Raw genomic sequence first — 19,555 nt, forward strand, 5'->3', positions numbered from 1 at the left:
CATCGCTGAGCCAGAAATGACCTGTTTGGCAACTGGAGCCTGGCGTATCAGTATACCCTCACAAAGCGAACATGCTATAATAGCTGATTCGCAATATTCGCCAGCTCAGATCTTTCCCCTTTTTCCAATGTCACGTGGGCATAAAGAGGATGATCCTTGATCCTGTCGATCAGATACGATAGTCCATTACTTTGAGAGTCGAGATAAGGTGTGTCTATTTGGTAAATGTCCCCCGTAAAAATGATCTTGGTGTTTTCACCTGCCCTGGTGATGATTGTTTTCACTTCATGGGGCGTTAAGTTCTGCGCCTCGTCAACAATAAAGAAAATGTTGGAGAGGCTTCGGCCCCGGATATAGGCCAGCGGCGTAATCACCAACTTCTCCTGATTCACCATATCCGTTATCCGGGAGTATTCCTTATCTGACTCGCTAAACTGGTTCTGAATAAATTTGAGGTTGTCCCACAGTGGCTCCATGTAGGGGTTCAGCTTCGATTTGATATCGCCCGGCAGGTAGCCAATGTCCTTGTTGCTCAGCGGAACGATTGGGCGGGCCAGGTAAATCTGCTTGTAGTTTCGTTTCTGCTCCAGAGCGCCTGCCAGTGCCAGCAGTGTTTTTCCGGTACCCGCCACCCCTGTGATGGACACAAGCCTCACCTCGGGGTTCATAATGGCGTGTATGGCAAAGGTCTGCTCCGCATTACGGGGCTTGATGCCATACACAGGCACTTTATCCACCTTTTCTACATTCTTAGAGTTGGGGTTGTAAGTGGAAAGAATCGAGTTCTTGTCACTCTTTAGAATGAAGTAGTTGTTGGCTGTGGGTTTAACACCCTTAAGGATTTCTTTTCTGTCGATCACATTCTCTTCATACAGCTTGCTGATGTGGTCGGGGTCTATGTTTTCGATGATCGACTTGCCTGTATATAGATCGCTTACATTCTTAATTTTGCCAGTTTCATAGTCTTCTGCCAGCAATCCCAGCGATTTGGCCTTCAGCCTCAGGTTGATATCCTTGCTGACAAGTATCACCTTCTTAGCTTTTTCTTCGCTCTTTAGCGTGAGTGCTGCATTCAAAATCTTATGGTCTGCTTTCGGCTCATCAAACACCTTCTCCGCATCCACGTCCGGATTGCTCTGCATCACCACTTTGAATTTGCCCTTTGTCTTGCCGTTCAGTGGAATCCAATCCTGCAGCATGTAATTCTCCGACAACGTATCTATCAGCCTGATGAACTCCCGGGCCTCAAAATTCTTGGTGTCGTTCCCCTTTTTGAAATTATCAAGCTCTTCCAGCACGGTGATGGGGATCGCCACGTCGTGCTCTGCAAAGTTCATGATTGAGTCGTGAGAATAAAGAATAACTGATGTGTCGAGTACAAAAACTTTCCCTTCCTTCGATGCTTTAGCCATGTGTACTTTATCAAAAAAACCAACAATACAAGTTGCTCTAAGGTTAATGATAAATGCCTAAATCTCTAAGTTAACTTTATAAAAAATTTGTCATTTTTTTGACTTCACTCAACGTTCCATACCACCTTGATTGATCACAGAAGCTCTTATCTGTCAGTGGCATAGACATGTACATTCCTCTTCTTTAGGTATTAAGTGAAGGCTCAAAAGCTCTCCTTCAGTGTGAACAAATCTCCTTTTTCGAGGGGTTGAATTGTTAACACATTGGCAAGACACAACCGCACCAATGTTCTGGAGGCAACGATGCCGGGAATTTTTGCTATGGATACAAACTCAGATAGGGTAATCGCCTTGTTGAATTTGAAATGCTCCATCAGCTTTTTTTCATTCTCGCCGTAAGTAAACTTGATGTTTTTTGTTCGCCGACTCTGTTTCAAAATTTGGCGCATCTCATCACTTGCCTGAATGCTTTTGTCGCCCACTCTGATGTAGGCCTTGCCGTAAGCTTGTGTGGCGTCGGCAAGCGCATAGTGCGGGCGTCTTTTGCTGGGCTTAATAAAATAATAGAGCACCCCAAGGTTATCATCGATAGGCACTATCTCCGACTTGTAGCTCAGGGCTGGCCTGCACAGCTCGTCAATCGCCTTCTTCAACAGATAGTCATGCTCTTCGGCATATTTTAGACCGGGAATGCCCCCCTCATCGCTAATGCCGACAAGCAAATAACCTCCATCGGCATTGGCAAAGGCCACAATCTCCCGCACAATCTTTTCCGGATGGGCTACCTTCCGCTTGAACTCTATCTGCTGACCCTCCCCCCTCCGAACAAGTTTTTTGATTTCCTGAAGTGACACCGGCATGATACAACTGAATCAATATCAGCCTTAATATTATGTATTAAAATCGTCATCCTCATCATCTTCCTCACCAGGGCCTGGCATGCTGAACATGCTGCTCAGCAAATCTTTGAATGACGTGCCTGTGGCCAGATGATGCTTGGAAAGCTGGCTGAATTCAGCCAGGCCATGGAGGGCAAACTCCATCAAAAAGTATTTCAGCTTTTCGTCGGCTTGCTTATGGTATTCTTTCACCAGCTCCTTTAGCCCGGGCACTCCCTCAAGCAACTTGCGATGCGCCTGCCCAGTCGATTCATTTAATATGTCGACCATATTGCCCTCGCCAAACCAATCAGTAATTGCTTTGTACGGGTTGGGGGCGTTTCTCTTCTTTCTTATTTCTTCCGGATTGGGAAAGTAAAGCAAAAATTGACTCCTGATCGCCTTGCCAACCAGGTTTTGCGCCACAATGCCAGGGCCTTCCTGCTCACCCTCGTAAACCAGCTCCACTTTACCAGTGATGGAGGGAAGCACACCAACAAAATCGCCTACCCTCACACTGGTCGATTTTTCTCCGTTGATAAGGGCCCTTCTTTCAGCCGAACTGTACATGTTTTCCATGGCAGAAATGGTCAATCTGGCCGACACGCCACTCTTCGCATCCACATACTCACTGGAGCGTGCTTCAAACGCAATCTGTTCAATCAGATTTTTGGCAAGCTCTCCGGCACTCACAATGTCCAGCTGCTCTTTCAAAACCCTTGCTTCCTGATCAGTTATCTTCCTTCCTATCTCAATAGATTTAGGATAGTGCGTAATAATCTGGCTGTCAATCCTGTCCTTCAGCGGCGTCACTATACTTCCCCGGTTGGTATAGTCTTCGGGGTTGGCAGTGAACACAAACTGAATATCCAAAGGTAGCCTTAGTTTAAAACCCCGAATCTGGATATCGCCCTCCTGAAGAATGTTAAAGAGCGCCACCTGTATGCGGGCCTGTAAATCGGGAAGCTCATTGATCACAAAAATCCCCCGATGCGACCTGGGCACAAGGCCATGATGAATCACTCTTTCGTCCGAATAGGGCAGCTTCAGCGAAGCGGCTTTTATCGGATCCACGTCTCCAATCAAGTCGGCAATGGTCACGTCGGGCGTTGCCAGTTTCTCCGTATATCTTTCATCCCGGTGCAGCCAGTTAACGGGCGTTTTATCTCCATGTTCGGCCACCAGGTCTTTGGCAAACCTTGAAATCGGGTTCAACGGATCGTCATTCAAATCTGCACCCTCAATCACCGGAATATATTCGTCCAGCAGCTCAATCATTTGGCGTGCCATTCTTGTCTTGGCCTGACCCCGTAGTCCCAGAAAGTTAATATTGTGCCTCGACAAAATGGCTCTTTCCACATCAGGAATCACCGTTTCTTCATAGCCCCATATCCCCTCAAAAACACTCTTTTTGGCTTTGAGCCTGGCGATCAAATTGCGCCTGAGTTCGTCTTTGATGGATTCGGGCTGGTAGCCACATGCTTTGAGCTCGCCGAGTGTATGTATTTTGCGTAGTTGTGCAGAGGAGAGATCCCTATATTTCATTTGTGCTTACTAATTTTCTGGTTGGTTAAAATCTTTTCTTTTTGTTCCGGCGGTAATCTTCAAATATGAGCTCGCCAAGTCCCTTAAGGCTGCTGTAGTAAGCGTTGCCGTTGTTGACCATGGTAAACTCCTTGACAAATTGCTTTAAATATGGGTCGGAAGCGATCATGAAGGTAGTAATAGGGATATTGAGTTTGCGGCAGGCAGCCGCCAAATCTAATGTTTTGTTCAGAATCTTTGGGTCAAGACCAAAGCTATTCTTGTAGTACTTTATGCCTTGCTTGATACAGGTGGGCTTCCCGTCCGTGATCATGAATATCTGCTTGTTCTTATTCTTTCTTCTCCGCAGCAGATCCATTGCCAACTCAAGCCCGGCAACGGTGTTGGTGTGGTAAGGCCCTACGCTAAGATACGGCAAGTCTTTAATGTCAATCTGCCAGGCATCGTTGCCAAACACGAGTATGTCCAGCGTGTCTTTTTTGTATTTGTGCATGATCAGCTCAGAAAGCGCCATGGCCACTTTTTTCGCCGGTGTAATCCTGTCCTCTCCGTATAAGATCATCGAATGGCTGATATCGATCATCAGCACGGTGCTGGTCTGCGTCTTGTATTCTGTTTCAACGATCTCCAGGTCGTCTTCAGTCAACCTGAAATCCGAAAACCCGTGATTGATTTGTGCATTCTTTATTGAATCGGTCAGTGAAATCTGCTCGAGGGTGTCACCAAATTGAAATTCTCTCCTGTCGGTACCTGGCTCATCTCCATGACCCGGCATAGGCGTGGCATGGTTTCCCTTGCCCGATTTTTTCAGCTTTCCGAAAATTTCCTCCAGAGAATTTTTTCGAATGGCTCTCTCCGATTTCGCCGTTATCTTAAACTCACCATCTGGCGTCTTGTCAGTAATAAACCCTTTGTTCTTGAGGTCATCTATAAAATCTCCTATGCCGTAGTCAGGGTTTGTGATGGAATATTGTTTGTCGAGGTTGGTCAACCAACTCAATGCTTCCGAAACATCCCCCGATGTAATCACCAGGAGCTGATGGAAAATGTTGAGCAAGTTCTCAAATTCGGTCTTCTCTTTGTCTTTGGAGGGTATATAGTCAGTAAAGCGGTAGCCTATCATTTGTTCCTTTTCGTTATAACCATTAACCAACAATTAAAGTTATTGATTCAGTCCTTAACACAAAATAACTTGTGCTGCTCGAATCGATGGTTATAATAATTTGTATTAATTACATATAAAATTGCACTTTAGATATTGGATCAATATTTTTCTCCTTGAATAATTTTGAATACTTAAAGTAATGCTTTAACTTATTTATCCCATTTGAGCATTATAATTATGAAAGGTAGAAGAAGATTCTTTTTTACACTCGTTAAAGACCTGTTCTACAAGTTTTTAGCGAGTTCAGATCAAAAAGGTACTGAGACTAACAAACACCACCACTATAGTACACATTGACTATTGTGTGAATGTTTAACTTCAAAGTGAAGGTCGCTTAGTGCGGCCTTCATTGACTACTTTTTTGGCAACGTTCCAAACACAAAGTCCCAAAATGGGGATGAAACGCCGAACCCACGGTCGTCGTCCTTATAATGGTGTATGCCGTGGTTGATCCACAAAACCTTCAGAAAGTTTTTCGGAGGTTGATAGGCATGTATGGCATAGTGCATAAAGGCATAGGTCACATACCCAAGTAAAAAGCCCGGAACAAACGCAAATGCGTATTGTTGCATCGGAATCCAGAAGATCACAAAAAGCACACCTCCTATCATTAATGCGCCGGTCGGCGGCATTACAACCCTTGATTTATCCTTAGGATATTCGTGATGAACGCCGTGCAAAGTGTATTGAATGGCATTCTTGATCTTGTTGGTCGGTGCCATATGAAACACAAAGCGGTGCAGCAGATACTCAGCCAGTGTCCAACTGAAGTAACCAACAGCAAACAAGCTGGCAATTTGGGTGATAGAAAACCCTATTTCCATAGCCGACCAGTACAACAAAAAAGCGGCTATTGAGCAGAGTGTCCCAAGTGTTACTGAATAGTGGGCCCTTGTCAGTCTTTCAAGAACAGGGTTTTTAAAAAGCTGCGTGGTACCACTGTTGTTCGGTTTTACCTTCGTTCTAACGCTTGCAGGCATTTTTCCTTACTTCTTATTTCCAACAAAAATTTATTTTGCGCTCGAAAATTGGCTCGATTTACAACAAAATTCCTGTCCCCTTAAATTCCACTATACCGCACTTATTTTGAAAGATTCCACGATTTTATTGTAAAACGACTCATACATCGGAAGGATATTCGAGATGTCAAATTCCTTCGCCCGTTTGAGTGCTCCCTCTTTGAAGATCGGTAGGTTTTCGTCCTTTAAAATGTGAAGCGACTTTTTTGTCATGCTTTCAATGTCACCTATGTCGCAGGTAAACCCGGAAACGCCATCAACATTGAGCTCTGTAAGGCCACCTGTATTTGACGACACCACCGGCACTTCGCATGCCATAGCCTCCAGTGCCGCCAAACCGAAGCTCTCCTTTTCCGAAGGCATCAGGAACAGATCCGCCACTGACAGTACTTCCTCCACGTGGTCAAGCTTACCCAGGAACCTGGTGTCTTCAAACGAGCAAGTTTCACGGCAAAGTGCTTCTGCCTTACTTCTTTCGGGGCCATCACCCACCATAAGAAGCTTCGCCGGCATCTCCTTCCTGATACCGATGAAGATTTTTATCACATCCTCCACCCGTTTTACTTTCCTGAAATTGGAAGTGTGCACAACCAGTTTCTCTCCATTAGGGCATATAGCTTTCTTGAAGTGATCCTTTTTCTGCTTTTTGAATCGCTCGAGGTCGATAAAATTGGGAATTACCTCAATGTCTTTGGTGATATCAAAATGCTCATAAGTCTCATCTCGCAGCGAGCTTGAAACAGCAGTTACACCATCGGACTGATTGATCGAAAACGTCACCACAGGCTCATACGACGGATCCTTACCGACCAGCGTAATATCAGTACCATGCAGCGTCGTAATCACTGGTATTTCTATCCCCTTGACCCGCAGTATCTGCTTAGCCATGTAAGCGGCCGACGCATGAGGAATTGCGTAGTGCACATGCAACAGGTCTAGCTTCTCGAACTGCACCACTTCCACCATTTTGCTAGCCAAAGCCAACTCATAGGGCGGATACTGGAACAAGGGATATGACTGAACGTCTACCTCGTGGTAAAAAAGATTCTCGTTAAAGAAATCTAGTCGTGTGGGTTGTGAATATGTAATGAAGTGAATCCTGTGCCCCTCTTTGGCCAGGGCCTTTCCAAGCTCGGTGGCCACCACTCCGCTACCACCAAAGGTGGGATAACATACTATTCCGATGTTCATATCTCTTGCTAACTATTCACCGGAAGTAAGCTGCCAACCTAGCGACTGATAGATTACGTCCTGGATTCTTGTACGTATATTCGATTCTACGAGTTTGTTATTGTGAGCGTCCGGATGAACCCTATTGGAAAGGAAGATATAAATCAGTTCCATTTCCGGATCCACCCACACCGCCGTACCAGTAAACCCAGTATGGCCATAAGTAGTTTCAGAACTCCAAAAAGAAGTATTATTTCTTGTGAAAGAGAGGTCTTTCATGTCCCAGCCTAACGCCCGTGGAGCATTGTTAGACAGGCGCTGAGTAAACAAATCAACTGTCTTATTGTCAACATATTGTCTGCCTCCGTAATAACCTTTTTGCAGGTGCATTTGAAGCAAAATTGCCAGTGAATTGGCATTTCCAAACAGGCCGGCATGCCCGGCTACTCCACCCATTATCGCTGCGTTTTCATCGTGCACCGTTCCCCACACCATGTTTTTTCTGAAATAGAAGTCGAGCTCAGTTGGTGCGATCGACTGGTAGGGATAACTACACAAAGGCTGAAAACAAAGCCGATCCATACCAAGAGGCCTGTACACCTCTCTGCTCACAAACTCGTCGAGTGGCATTCCGGCAACTTCCTCCACTAGTTTTTGGATGATCATGAACCCAAGGTCACTGTATTTGTAAGTGTAGACTGAATCTTTTGGCCCTAAGGTCATCAAATCCGTCTGCAAGGTCCATCGCCAAACAGAGTCCTTCATAGCCGGAGTTGAGTACATGCCGGGCAGAATCTCCATGGAAAATTCTTCGCCGGCGGAAGCGTTGAAGAACATAGGGTCAAGTATCTTCTTTCTCTTACTTTCGTAAGATCGCTGCCAAAAAGGAATGTAGGGCTTGAGCCCAGCCTGGTGAAGCAGCACATCCTCCACAATCAGCCTCTCTTTGTTTGTGCCTAGCGTACTTTTGATGTAGGCTCCAAGGTTGGATTTAATATCTATCTTTCCCTGATCCACCAAAATCATCAACGCCTGTAAAGTAGCACTCACCTTGGTCAACGAAGCAAGGTCGTAAAGTGTCTCGTTGGTAACAGGCATCAGGCTATCGTAGCTCAGGTAGCCAAAGGCCTTTTCGTAAAGCACCACGCCACCTTTAGCTACTAAAATCTGACAGCCGGGAGTGGCTTTGTCGGCAATAGCTTTTATAGCAATGCTGTCCACCACATTGAGACCTTTAATGGTTCTCATCCATGGCTCTCCATACTTTAGTCTGGCCAGCGACGCTGTTGAAGATGCATTAGCAAAAAGCTCTTTCGACCCATTCCATTTGCCTGAATAGCCATAGGCCCCAAAAAGAAGCTGTGGTGCCAGCCGCTCCGCCTGTTCACCGCCCGCTGGGTGGTAGCTTATGTGCTGAATGCCTGCAAACAACTCAAGGTTTTCGCTCAACCCCAAAAGCACCAGCGTAACCTTCGTCCGCTCTTTTTGCAGCTTGATCAAAAAACCCAGCAGCCTGGCTTGCTCCTCGTGACTCAGGGCATCGAACCACGCCAGGTCGATAGCGGCGATGTAATTGTCGAAATGAGCGATCTGCCAGGCTGGCATTTCTGAGCTCATCAGCCCCCTCGGAAAGGCAAATTCTGTTACGGACGCATACTTATGCATATGCTCAAGAAAATCCTTGCTCACGTTGCCAAATGAGGATGTCGCAAAAGATTGATTTTCCAGTTTTTTGAACGGAATCAAGGACTCAGTATTGGCGAGAAGCGTAGCAGACTTCAAATTCAGTTGAAAAGCAAATGACCTTTCAGCTGTGTTGCCTGCGGCTTCCGAAAAGTTCTCAGGCTGGCTTCGGAGCAGGAGTCGCTGCAACTTCCATTGCGAAATTTTCCCCGTTACCGCTTTTTGTTTTTTGTATTTAATCTTAGCGTCTGCAAGCCTTGCCGACTCGTGAATTGCCTGCCCCGGCGACACGAAAAGAAAATCAGCCACAGGGTTCTTCAGGTCTTGACTCCAGGCCTTTTCTGATGGGTAAGAGGCGAATGTGATTGGATGGTAGCTAAACTCCTTAGCCAGGAATTTAGTTGTTTCGTAGCCGTTTTCGAAAGCCACGGGCTGATTTTGGAGAGAACTAATATTGACCCCCCTAATTTCGGCCTCCTTATACAGGCTGAGCTCTTCGGTTAAAGGAAGTCTTGACTCGCCAAACGCACTGGATGAGAAATTACCCACAACATCAATCCCCCCTTCGGTAAGACCTTTCAGATAAGCTACGGCAGACTGTTTTACAGCTTCGGGCTCCTCGCCATAGCCTTGCCAAAAAGAAAGCCGAAAGAGGTCCATCATCACAAAGTCAACGCCTGCAGCACGCAAGAGCACTGCGTCACGTGAGGATGCCGTTTGTATCAAATCGTCGTCCGCCACTGCTGCCAGCACCGACGGTGGTGTGAGGCCAAGGTTCCGGTAGGTTTTTTGATCAGCGGCACTGAGATTGAGCCCGATCAAAAATTGATGTTCCGTGCCTTCTTCAACCAAGTCGATGTGAGCTGCAATTTCGGCAAGGGAGTGGTGCGGCTGGTATAAAATACCTCCAAGTTCCCTTTGATTCAGAAATTGTAAAATAGAGTCGTTTTGCGATCTTCTATCAACCTCCTCCAGCGTTAACATCCACCTCTGTGTCACTATTTCACCGAAAACTTCCCGCTCACCCGATGCATGCGCCCTGCCTCCAAAGTGCATCAGCACCAGGGAAAGTAGCGTTAATGAGGCCGGGTAAAGTTTTTGGAACATTGATCTTTTGATCTGTGTTAATCCTAAAATATAACCTAACTTTGTTTTAAAACGTAAAGATTTTATTCGCCCTTCTGCACACAGTAGCAAAAGCGGTACCAAATTTTGAAGAACGGAAGACCTGCTTATTATGAGAATTCCTTCAATTATTCGCCTGCCAAGGTATAAGAACTTTGATTATACACCAAGACACTACGATCCTGTCAAGGAAGATATCGAAGAGCGCACCAGAAAAATAAAGAATGAGATGAATGAGGATGCCGAAAGTGGCACTACCTCCAGCATTGCCGGAGCATTCAGAAGAAAAACGGGCTCGTCATTCACGGGCACCAACTACTCCACGTCGCTCCTTCAGCTCGTCATTGCTGTGATCCTGCTCGGCGGGTTTGTTGGCTATCTTTTTTACGGCAATCAGGTATTTTACTTCTTAATGCTAGGTGTTCCTGTTTACCTTTACTTTCGCTTCAGAGGTATCTTTTTCAAAAAATAGCAAATGAGTGATATCATACGTCTCCTTCCTGAGTCGCTAGCCAACCAAATAGCAGCGGGAGAAGTCGTACAGCGCCCTGCATCGGCCGTCAAAGAATTACTGGAAAACAGCGTAGATGCTGGTGCCACTTCCATTCAATTGATTGTGAAGGAGGCTGGCAAGCAGCTGATCCGGGTGATAGACAACGGAGCTGGCATGTCGGAAACTGACGCACGCATGAGTTTTGAGAGACACGCCACCTCCAAGCTAAGAACGCCCGACGATCTCTTCCGGATTCAGACAAAAGGATTCCGAGGCGAGGCCCTCGCTTCCATTGCCGCCGTGGCTCAGGTAGAGCTCAAAACAAAAAGAAAAGAGTCGGAGCTGGGCACATTCATTTGCATTGAGGGGTCGGAAATCAAAAAACAGGAACCTTGTGTGACGCCCCAGGGCAGCACCGTGTCGGTAAAAAATCTTTTTTTCAACGTGCCAGCCAGGCGTAATTTCCTCAAGAGCAACCCGGTGGAAATGCGCCATATTATTGATGAATTCCAGCGGGTGGCGCTGGCTCATCCGGGCATCGCATTTTCCCTCCATCAAAATGACCTCCCGGTATATCAGCTCGAAGAAGGAAAGCTATCGAGCCGGATCATTGGGCTCTTCAACAAAAATTACAGGGAACAATTGGTGCCGGTGGATGAAAGCACCGACCAAATAAAAATCCATGGCTACATTGGCAAGCCGGAGTTCAGCAAGAAAACCCGTGGCGAGCAGTTTTTTTTCATCAACAACCGCTACATCAAAAACAACTATTTGAACCACGCTCTCACGAGTGCCTTCGAAGGGCTTTTGTCGGCAGATACACACCCGTTTTATGTGCTTTTCATTGATATGGATCCTTCCAAAATCGATATCAATGTGCACCCGACAAAAACTGAAGTGAAGTTTGAAGATGAGCGAATGATATATGGCGTGGTAAAATCTGCCATCAGGCAGGCACTTGGCGCACATAACATAGCGCCCTCTCTGGACTTCAATTACGATGTGAACTTTGAGGCGATCACCCGCTCCAAGCTTAACTTTGATGAGATAAGCCAGGCGAAAAGACCTATGCCAGCCGGTTCGTCGTCTTTCAGCTCTCCGTTGAGTAAAAACAACGCAAAGAACTGGGAAAGACTCTACGAAGACGCCAACCTGGAAGCCCAATATTCTTTTGAAGATGTGAAGAAAGAGGGGGCTGCCGGTGCGGAACCTATTGTCAAAACTTTTGCCAGCGACGCAACGCCGGAGGAGCCCACGCAGGAGATTCAAGCGGCCACACTTGAAGCAGAAATCAATCCCCCGTTCCAGCTTCACAAAAAATACATTTGTAAGCAGGTGAAATCAGGCTTGCTGATCATCAATCAGGAGCATGCTCACGAAAGGATACTTTTCGAGAGGTTCACCCACCACCTCGAAAAAGGGCAGGCAGCTTCGCAGCAATTCCTCTTTCCGCAGCAGCTCAACCTTAATCCATCCGATTATCAATTAGTGATGGAAATGGAGGAAGAAATGAAAGCACTGGGATTTGTTTTCAGTATATTCGGCCAAAATACCCTCGTGATCAACGGCATGCCTGCCGAACTTTCCGGCTCCAACGAGAAGGAAGTGCTGGAGGGGCTGATAGAACAGTTTAAAGTTTATAAATCTGAATTGACTATAAATCGTAAAGAGAATCTGGCGAGGTCAATGGCCAAACGCACCGGGCTCAAAAATGGGAAGATGCTTAGCAACGAAGAAATGGTCTCATTGATCGATCAGCTTTTTGCCTGCACCCAACCTAACTATACGCCCGGAGGCCAGGCAACCATGTACATATTGGGCCTTGATCGGCTTGCCAGTTTCTTTAATGAATAAACGCCTATGTTCAACCTGACACCCATGGTGAAAAACCTCCTGATAGTAAATCTGGTGGTGTTTTTTTTGGAAAGTATTTTAAAAATGGATTTCGCAGTCACATTTGGGCTGCGGTATATTCTGGCCGACTCGTTTGCGCCCTACCAGTTCATCACCTACATGTTTGTGCATGGTGGCTTTATGCACCTGTTTGGTAACATGTTTGCGCTGATCATATTCGGCAACATGCTGGAGCGCTTTTGGGGGCCAAAGAGATTTCTTTTCTTTTATATGGTCACTGGCATAGGTGCTGGCCTTTTATACGCTACTATTGACTATATCGAAACTTCGGCTGTTTCAAATGATGCGATGGCCTACCTGGCCGACCCTGACCCCGAAGCTTTCAACCTTTTTGTGGTGCAGCATGCCAGCCAGTACTACGAAAGCCTGATTAGCTTTATTGATGCATATGTAGAAAACCCAAACAACCCGGAGTACATCAGTCAAAGCAGGGTATTTGTGCAGGACCTTATGGGGAGGATTGAAAACGTGCCCATGGTGGGAGCTTCTGGAGCGGTGTTTGGAATTTTGATGGCCTTTGGAATGCTCTTTCCCAATACGCAACTGTTTTTGTTGTTCCCTCCCATACCCATCAAAGCAAAATATTTGGTATTTTTCTACGGAGCTTATGAATTGTATTCAGAGCTAAACCGTTCTCAGGGGGACAATGTCGCTCACCTGGCCCACCTGGGTGGTATGCTCATCGCATTTATAGTGATTAAATACTGGCAAAAAAACTCCAGCAAATTCTATTAGAAGACTATGTACGGAAACGGCGGACTTTTCGACGATTTTAAAAACGCCTGGAGCAGGCCTAACAATGGGCTGATCCAGCTCATCATGATCAACGTGATTATTTTTGTGGCGTTGATCATTTTCAAAGTGATATTGGTCTTGTCGGGCAACCCTGATGTCTATCAGACGATCCTTCGCCAGTTCATGTTACCTGCGTCCATTGATAGCTTCATCGTCAAACCATGGACGCTGCTTACGTATTTCTTCACCCACGAGGGCTTCTTCCACATCATCTTCAATATGCTCTTTCTTTTCTGGTTTGGAAAGATCATTGTGGAGTACCTCGGCGACCAGCGGGCGATTTCCATGTATGTGATAGGTGGCATCGTTGGAGGGCTCTTCTACATACTCATTTATAACCTTATTCCTTACTTTCATGAAAGAGTCGCTGGATCGGTGATGCTGGGAGCTTCTGCAGGTGTGTACGCCATTGTGGTAGGAGCCGCCACGTTTATGCCCAACTATACCTTTTTCCTGCTCTTTCTCGGGCCTGTCAAAATCAAATATATTGCCATCTTCTACATACTGCTGTCTTTTTCACAAACCATTGGTGCCAACGCCGGCGGCGAGCTGGCTCACCTGGGAGGCGCTTTAATGGGTTTTATCTTTATTCGACAGCTCCAGCGAGGCAACGACATAGGCACACCAGTGGTAAGTGTGATGGAATGGTTCAAAGGTTTATTCAAGCCCTCACCAAAAATCAGGGTCACGCACAAAAGCACGAAATTCACCGGAACGAAGAAAGCTTCATCGTCCAATACCAAATCTGATCAGGATGAAATTGATGCTATCCTCGACAAGATTTCGCACTCCGGCTACGAGAGCCTGAGCAAAGAAGAAAAGCAGAAGCTTTTCAATGCAAGCAAGAAATAGAAAATGTAGTTGATGTCAAGAGCAGATCAGGCGGCGGGTTTGTCTTTGATGGCTAGCTGCCCGCAGGCTGCGTCGATATCTTTGCCTCTGCTGCGCCGTACATTGACCACCACTCCCCTGTCTTCCAGGTAGGCTGAGAACTTATCAAGCGCCTCGGGGTCGGCATTTTTATAAGTAGCTTCCGCAATCGGATTGTACTCTATAATGTTCACCTTGCTGGGCACAGCCTTTGTAAACTGAAAAAGCTCCTCAGCATCCTTCAATGTATCGTTGAAACTATAGAACATGATATACTCGAATGTAATCTTGTTTTTCGTTTTTTGATAGAAGTACTGCAATGCCTCTTTCAATGCCTCCAATGTATTGGATTCGTTGATAGGCATGATCTGGTTGCGCTTTTCATCGTTGGCGGCGTGGAGTGACAAAGCAAGGTTAAACTTCACCTCATCATCGCCTAGCTTTTTGATCATTTTGGCAATGCCTGCCGTAGAAACCGTGATCCGCTTGGGCGACATGCCTAACCCATCAGGAGAAGTAATATACTCCACCGACTTGAGCACGTTGGCATAGTTGAGCAGTGGCTCGCCCATGCCCATGTACACTATATTAGTAAGAGGTACATTGTTGGCCTCCCTTGCCTGCCTGTCAATCATCACCACTTGATCGTAAATTTCTGCGGGATCCAAATTCCTTTTGCGCTCCATATAGCCGGTGGCACAAAACTTACAAGTCAGCGAGCAACCCACCTGTGAAGACACGCAAGCGGTCATGCGGTCATCGGCCGGAATAAGCACGCCCTCAATCATGTGGCCATCGTGCAGCCGGAAGCCGGATTTAATTGTTCCGTCGGCCGACACCTGCTTGGTAGCAGTGGTTACCGGCAAAATACTGAAATGCTCCTTTAGCATGTCCCTTGTCTTCAGCGACAGGTTGGTCATTTCATCAAAGGATGTAGCAGACTTTTTCCATAGCCATTCGCTCACCTGCTTGGCTCTGAAAGCAGGTTCTCCCCATGTTTTAAAAACATCGACGAGCTCTGATGAAGAAATTTTTCGAATATCTTGCACTATGTGTGGGTATTAAAGCTGTAAAGTTAACGACTATTAGTTGTTAAGTGACGCCAATGGCAAGGGAATTTGGTTTTTGCCTCCTAAAGGTTTTGCGCCAGAATTTAAACTGGAAAGGATTGACCAGCCAATGCCCTATGTTTAAAACAACTCAGTCGGTTAACCTCCTGTGGCCTCATGAAGTTCCTTCCACCTGTTCGCTTGCTGTTGATGAACACGATCACAGTTAACAAGCAACCGATGGCTCTGACCATTAAAATTTTTAAATGGAAGATGAAAATTGACCGGGAAACCTTTCACACGCCAATGAGTTGGCCCGGGCACAAAAGTTTCACTATTATTACTTTTCAATAGGCTCACTACATACTAACTGTTAAAAACTAGTTGGAAGCAATCATAGTTGACGACGAGGCGCCACTAAGGGAGGCACTAAAAGCCCTTTTAAAAGTTTCACACCCTGATATCCAAATTACAGGTGAGGCAGACTCAGTTAGTACTGGATTTCAGGTGATCAGCAGTAAAAAACCTGACCTCGTTTTTTTGGATGTCGAGATCAATGAAGGAACCGGATTTGACTTACTCTCAAAGTTTGAGACGATCGACTTCAAAATCATTTTTGTGACGGCGCACAATGAGTATGCCATCCGGGCTTTCAAATTCAGTGCAGTAGATTACTTGCTAAAACCAGTTGATCCAGGTGAACTCAATTTTGCCATCTCCAAAGCCAGAGAATCTGTAAAAGCCCATTTTGATAAGCTTTCTCTTAAGTTACTTCTGGAAAGCTCTAGAGATGAGCGGCTACCCAAAAGGGTACTGCTAAAGGATCATGATAGCATTCACCTGATCGAAACGGATGAGATTGTGCGGTGTGAGGCTGAGGGGAACTATACAAAGTTCTATTTAGCCAATGGCAAGTTCTTGCTTATTTCAAAGACGCTGAAAGATTTTGATAGCCTGTTCTCTTCAAATCAGTTTTTTCGTGCACACCAGTCTCACCTCGTCAATCTTAAGTTTTTTCTTCGCCTCGACAAGGCCGATGGCGGTTCGATCGTTCTGAAGGACGGCACGACCCTTCCTGTGGCCACAAGAAAAAAAGAGCATTTGATGGGAAAATTAGCGGCATACACAAAATAGCGAATACTAATTGATAAAGTACTTTTGCTAAAACTTGACTAACAAATAAAAAATTCCCTATTTCATGTCCCGTGTTTTTTGAACTTTTGGATTAGATAATGATAAAATACCTAGAAATGGGTATTTATATCGAATTCGGTTGTGGTTACTTTTAGACTTTGGTCATCAAACAGAACTAAGTATTTAAACCATTCTTAACTATATAATATATGAGAAGTTTTGTTTCACGCTTAAGGCGTTTGCGAAGCACCCATTTAATATTTCTATTATGTGGGTTGTGGGTCCATGATGCGTCCGCACAGGATGATGGACTTAGTGCCTTTAGCCCTTTACGGTATGGGGCAAAGGTTGGTGCGAACCTAAACCAGTTCAGTCAGACAGGTATGGTCATTGATGTAAATGGTGGCGCTGTTGTTAGCTACCAGATCTCTGACCTCATCGGCATTCAAGGCGAACTGGTCTACATGGGTATTGGTGGTGGTTTGGCCGACAGAGTTATCGACTGGTCAGCATACGAGGGAAATATTCTGAGTGTCACCTATGAGAATCGATCCAGGTCGATTAAAAATGTTGAATTGCCAGTAATGGCAGCCATTAGCATTCCAACCAATGGAAGTTCCATATCTCCAAAATTTCTGATTGGAGCAAGTTATGGCTATTCAATTGCTTCCTTTGAAACGAGGGATTTGAACTTTACTATGGCTGACGGTTCATTGGCACCTCCTGTTTCAAACACTGTTGAGAACGTTAGCAGTAGCATCCAGAGCCACCAATTTGCTGTACATGGCGGATTTGCCCTGGAGTATGACTTGGGAAATGGGAGCACGTTTTATCAGGAAATTCGTTATCGCTATGGACTCGACAATATTAACATCGACTTGGGGCGTCCGGGTTTAGGTGGTGAGCTAATCCCATCAACTATTAGTCTGAATTTTGGCTATTTCTTTTAAAGATTTAAAAAAACAAACCTTCATAAAATCATGAAAACAATTAAACTCAATTTTTTACTCGTAATAATGGCGCTGGGTGTATTCACCTTCACGTCCTGCGAAGATGAATTTACAGAGGAAGACTTCTTCAACAAGCAGGCTGAATTGGCTGCCTCGCAGCAAAGCTTTGACCTTGAGAAGCTTATTCTACAATATGAGCTCATGCGTGAGAATGACTCTTTGATGGCAGTATTTTCAACACAGCTTGCTAGTATGCTGAAAGATGAAAACACAGAAGCTTTGCGTCAGGCAGGCCTTTTAGCCTCCTACACAATAACAATAGAAAATCAGGGTGGTGCACCACTTGAGGGGGCAACCGTTTCAGTGGGAGGAAGTAACCCAGCAGCCCGAGTGGATGCAGTAACTGACGCAACCGGACAGGTGATTATTCAAGATATTGTTATTGGAGCAAGTCCTGTCCAAATTACCATGCCTGGGTTCGTTGGTGTTTCTTACATACTGGATTTGGGGACAATTTCCAGCGGCGAGGAATACTTTCAAATTGGAAGCTATATTTATCCATTGGGAAGACATGAAACTTCTCGCATTGTCCTGCTTTCTGCAGATGGTGCAAGCGGAACATTTGCTACTGTGAACGGCACAGCAACTATCGAAACTGATCTTACTAACTCTACTTCTGAAGTTCCTCAAGACGTGACGATAGTAGCCTATCTGGATGGCACAGATTTCGATTACGAAAGTGCCCAAAATTTTTTCCACTCATCTGTAGATATTTATGACGTAAGGTTTAGCGGTGAGGGAATTGGCTCTGCTGTTGTGGACAATGCAACAGGTAGATTCAGCATGTTGTTGCCTGCAAATGAAAACGGAATATCGTACACGCTAATGGTACCTGACGTAACAGCCGACCAAACTATTGTTATTGACACAAGAGACGATGTCCTTCTGGCTGCACCTGAACTTGCTACAGTGCCTGCGAGATACGGACCCGTGAATGCCAGCTCGTTCTCCCCATCAATTTCAATTGCCGGTGCTAAAGCTGTATTCCCTGCACCTACTGGCGCTGGAAATGGCGCAAACTTGACGTTTACAGTGATACCTAGAGATTTGAATATCGGATTCACTATTGACGGCAACACAGGCAATACTCCTAACTCTGGAAATGTTGAATTTAACATTATCAGTGATGGTGGTACTGTTCAGATTTCACCCACAGCTGCTGTAGCAACCGCTACTACTCCTACCACGCCAATTGCGCTTCAAACTTCAATTATCGGCGATCTTGATCTTACTGTTGCTGGTGGTGTTGGCTATACAATTGGTGAAGACTATGACATTACTATTGATGTACTTTCCGGTGCTACAGTTCTTCAGACTGTTACGGTAACCGAAACTGCAGTGGATGATGGTACTGGAAACGGCGTTCTGCCAACCATCGACGAAACAGGTGGAAATATCCTTACCAACGGCAGTGATAACCTTAACGCTTTCGGTGTGACTGGCTATCAGGTTACTGTAGTAGAGGTAGCTCCTGCCGTTGCTCCGACCACAGCTGCAACAATTACAGTTACTTGCGATTGTAGAGTAGATGCTATTCAAACTACTACTACAGGAGTTGGGTATTCTGCCCCTATCACAGGGATAACTTTTGCTGGAGGTGGCACAGGAGCTGCTTTGCCAGTTGTGGATGTGGTAGCTACCGGCTTTGAATACACTATTGCGATTGACAATGCTGGCATCACCGTACCTTACACTATTCTACCAGCTGTAAACTGGTATAACACAACTGTGGGAAGCTTCCCAGATGCTAGCGCAACTGCCACTGACGCAATTTCCTACACTGAGGCCGGAACAGGCTTAGCGGGCAACCTTGACGACCTGCTTGGAATTAACGGAACCGGTGGCCTTGCATTGACCAGGACAGTAACAAACCTGAGAACGGGAATCTCCTATGCTGCTCCAGTTCTTGAAATTGTTGAGCCAATGGCCATGATGGCCTCAGCTGATGTTGATATCAATTCAGACGGAACAATTGGAGGCCTCTTCAACGAGGATGCCGGTATGGGTTATACTGGGGTATTCGGCGTGACTATCATGCCTACTCTGGCAACTTCTCCTGGTTCAGGTGCTGCCGTGCAATTGTTTGATTTCTCAACTCAGGGAACAAGAGAGGTGCAGTGGAGCACTAACTGGACAGTAACCGACAAAGGTTCTGGCTATTTGGAAGAGTTGAACAATGGTACTTTTGGAGCATACTCCGGACCTACCAGCGTTTATGCCGTTTCTGGTGAAGTTTTTGAATTGACTATTAAATATGGTTCGGGCGTGCGTTTGCAAAACGTGAATCAGTGAC

The 19,555-nt window shown here is 45.7% G+C and carries 15 protein-coding genes; 7 read left to right on the forward strand and 8 right to left on the reverse strand.

What is annotated here, in order from left to right; all coding sequences use genetic code 11:
* Positions 1-74: 74 nt before the first annotated feature.
* From ACMVP2_RS08615 to ACMVP2_RS08645, 7 genes are all read right to left on the reverse strand, one after another.
* Complete coding sequence (locus ACMVP2_RS08615) at positions 75-1,412, reverse strand: PhoH family protein (protein WP_339791263.1); 1,338 nt, start codon at positions 1,410-1,412, stop codon at positions 75-77.
* 203 nt (positions 1,413-1,615) lie between these two features.
* Positions 1,616-2,272 (reverse strand): helix-turn-helix domain-containing protein, encoded by a 657-nt coding sequence (locus ACMVP2_RS08620; protein ID WP_416867412.1) that lies wholly within the window; start codon positions 2,270-2,272, stop codon positions 1,616-1,618.
* A gap of 30 nt (positions 2,273-2,302) precedes the next feature.
* On the reverse strand, positions 2,303-3,835 hold the full coding sequence (locus tag ACMVP2_RS08625) for a sigma 54-interacting transcriptional regulator (RefSeq protein WP_416867413.1): 1,533 nt from the start codon (positions 3,833-3,835) through the stop codon (positions 2,303-2,305).
* A 25-nt stretch (positions 3,836-3,860) separates the two neighbouring features.
* A complete protein-coding gene (locus ACMVP2_RS08630; protein WP_339791260.1) occupies positions 3,861-4,958 on the reverse strand; it encodes a hypothetical protein in 1,098 nt (365 codons plus the stop codon).
* 395 nt (positions 4,959-5,353) lie between these two features.
* Positions 5,354-5,980 carry a sterol desaturase family protein gene (locus ACMVP2_RS08635; RefSeq protein ID WP_339791258.1) on the reverse strand — a complete coding sequence of 209 codons (627 nt, stop codon included), beginning with the start codon at positions 5,978-5,980 and terminating at the stop codon, positions 5,354-5,356.
* A 90-nt stretch (positions 5,981-6,070) separates the two neighbouring features.
* Positions 6,071-7,210, reverse strand: coding sequence for an N-acetyl-alpha-D-glucosaminyl L-malate synthase BshA (gene bshA / locus ACMVP2_RS08640; RefSeq protein WP_339791256.1), 1,140 nt, complete (start codon positions 7,208-7,210; stop codon positions 6,071-6,073).
* Between the two features lie 12 nt (positions 7,211-7,222).
* Positions 7,223-9,979, reverse strand: a complete 2,757-nt coding sequence (locus tag ACMVP2_RS08645) for a serine hydrolase (protein WP_416867414.1) — start codon at positions 9,977-9,979, stop codon at positions 7,223-7,225.
* Positions 9,980-10,109: 130 nt separating this feature from the next.
* Between ACMVP2_RS08645 and ACMVP2_RS08650 the strand changes: the two genes are divergently transcribed.
* From ACMVP2_RS08650 to ACMVP2_RS08665, 4 genes are read left to right on the forward strand one after another with little or no spacing between them, the layout of a single operon-like run.
* Positions 10,110-10,469 carry a hypothetical protein gene (locus ACMVP2_RS08650; RefSeq protein WP_151998092.1) on the forward strand — a complete coding sequence of 120 codons (360 nt, stop codon included), beginning with the start codon at positions 10,110-10,112 and terminating at the stop codon, positions 10,467-10,469.
* A gap of 3 nt (positions 10,470-10,472) precedes the next feature.
* On the forward strand, positions 10,473-12,344 hold the full coding sequence (gene mutL / locus ACMVP2_RS08655; RefSeq protein WP_416867415.1) for a DNA mismatch repair endonuclease MutL: 1,872 nt from the start codon (positions 10,473-10,475) through the stop codon (positions 12,342-12,344).
* 6 nt (positions 12,345-12,350) lie between these two features.
* On the forward strand, positions 12,351-13,139 hold the full coding sequence (locus ACMVP2_RS08660; RefSeq protein WP_416867416.1) for a rhomboid family intramembrane serine protease: 789 nt from the start codon (positions 12,351-12,353) through the stop codon (positions 13,137-13,139).
* Between the two features lie 6 nt (positions 13,140-13,145).
* Positions 13,146-14,051: a rhomboid family intramembrane serine protease gene (locus ACMVP2_RS08665; RefSeq protein ID WP_339791248.1), complete on the forward strand. Its 906-nt coding sequence runs from the start codon at positions 13,146-13,148 to the stop codon at positions 14,049-14,051.
* A gap of 26 nt (positions 14,052-14,077) precedes the next feature.
* Here the strand turns inward: ACMVP2_RS08665 and rlmN are convergent, their stop codons facing one another.
* Positions 14,078-15,121 (reverse strand): 23S rRNA (adenine(2503)-C(2))-methyltransferase RlmN, encoded by a 1,044-nt coding sequence (gene rlmN, locus ACMVP2_RS08670; RefSeq protein WP_317492375.1) that lies wholly within the window; start codon positions 15,119-15,121, stop codon positions 14,078-14,080.
* A gap of 381 nt (positions 15,122-15,502) precedes the next feature.
* Between rlmN and ACMVP2_RS08675 the strand changes: the two genes are divergently transcribed.
* The 3 genes from ACMVP2_RS08675 (at position 15,503) to ACMVP2_RS08685 (ending at position 19,554) form a co-directional block, all read left to right on the forward strand.
* Positions 15,503-16,252 (forward strand): LytR/AlgR family response regulator transcription factor, encoded by a 750-nt coding sequence (locus ACMVP2_RS08675; RefSeq protein ID WP_416867417.1) that lies wholly within the window; start codon positions 15,503-15,505, stop codon positions 16,250-16,252.
* 209 nt (positions 16,253-16,461) lie between these two features.
* Positions 16,462-17,202: an outer membrane beta-barrel protein gene (locus ACMVP2_RS08680; RefSeq protein ID WP_416867418.1), complete on the forward strand. Its 741-nt coding sequence runs from the start codon at positions 16,462-16,464 to the stop codon at positions 17,200-17,202.
* Between the two features lie 30 nt (positions 17,203-17,232).
* Entirely contained in the window at positions 17,233-19,554 is a 2,322-nt protein-coding gene (locus ACMVP2_RS08685; RefSeq protein ID WP_416867419.1) for a hypothetical protein, read from the forward strand.
* The last annotated feature ends 1 nt before the right edge of the window (position 19,555 follow it).

The sequence above is a fragment of the Imperialibacter sp. genome (assembly GCF_048007035.1).
Lineage (GTDB): Bacteria > Bacteroidota > Bacteroidia > Cytophagales > Cyclobacteriaceae > Imperialibacter.

What these genes read in the sequence shown, in the direction of transcription:
- bshA (WP_339791256.1), bottom strand. Translation starts at nt 7,210, where the DNA reads ATGAACATCGGAATAGTATGTTATCCCACCTTTGGTGGTAGCGGAGTG.
- ACMVP2_RS08625 (WP_416867413.1), bottom strand. Translation starts at nt 3,835, where the DNA reads ATGAAATATAGGGATCTCTCCTCTGCACAACTACGCAAAATACATACA.
- ACMVP2_RS08635 (WP_339791258.1), bottom strand. Translation starts at nt 5,980, where the DNA reads ATGCCTGCAAGCGTTAGAACGAAGGTAAAACCGAACAACAGTGGTACC.
- ACMVP2_RS08665 (WP_339791248.1), top strand. Translation starts at nt 13,146, where the DNA reads ATGTACGGAAACGGCGGACTTTTCGACGATTTTAAAAACGCCTGGAGC.
- ACMVP2_RS08645 (WP_416867414.1), bottom strand. Translation starts at nt 9,979, where the DNA reads ATGTTCCAAAAACTTTACCCGGCCTCATTAACGCTACTTTCCCTGGTG.
- ACMVP2_RS08620 (WP_416867412.1), bottom strand. Translation starts at nt 2,272, where the DNA reads ATGCCGGTGTCACTTCAGGAAATCAAAAAACTTGTTCGGAGGGGGGAG.
- mutL (WP_416867415.1), top strand. Translation starts at nt 10,473, where the DNA reads ATGAGTGATATCATACGTCTCCTTCCTGAGTCGCTAGCCAACCAAATA.
- ACMVP2_RS08685 (WP_416867419.1), top strand. Translation starts at nt 17,233, where the DNA reads ATGAAAACAATTAAACTCAATTTTTTACTCGTAATAATGGCGCTGGGT.
- ACMVP2_RS08630 (WP_339791260.1), bottom strand. Translation starts at nt 4,958, where the DNA reads ATGATAGGCTACCGCTTTACTGACTATATACCCTCCAAAGACAAAGAG.
- ACMVP2_RS08660 (WP_416867416.1), top strand. Translation starts at nt 12,351, where the DNA reads ATGTTCAACCTGACACCCATGGTGAAAAACCTCCTGATAGTAAATCTG.
- ACMVP2_RS08650 (WP_151998092.1), top strand. Translation starts at nt 10,110, where the DNA reads ATGAGAATTCCTTCAATTATTCGCCTGCCAAGGTATAAGAACTTTGAT.
- ACMVP2_RS08680 (WP_416867418.1), top strand. Translation starts at nt 16,462, where the DNA reads ATGAGAAGTTTTGTTTCACGCTTAAGGCGTTTGCGAAGCACCCATTTA.
- ACMVP2_RS08615 (WP_339791263.1), bottom strand. Translation starts at nt 1,412, where the DNA reads ATGGCTAAAGCATCGAAGGAAGGGAAAGTTTTTGTACTCGACACATCA.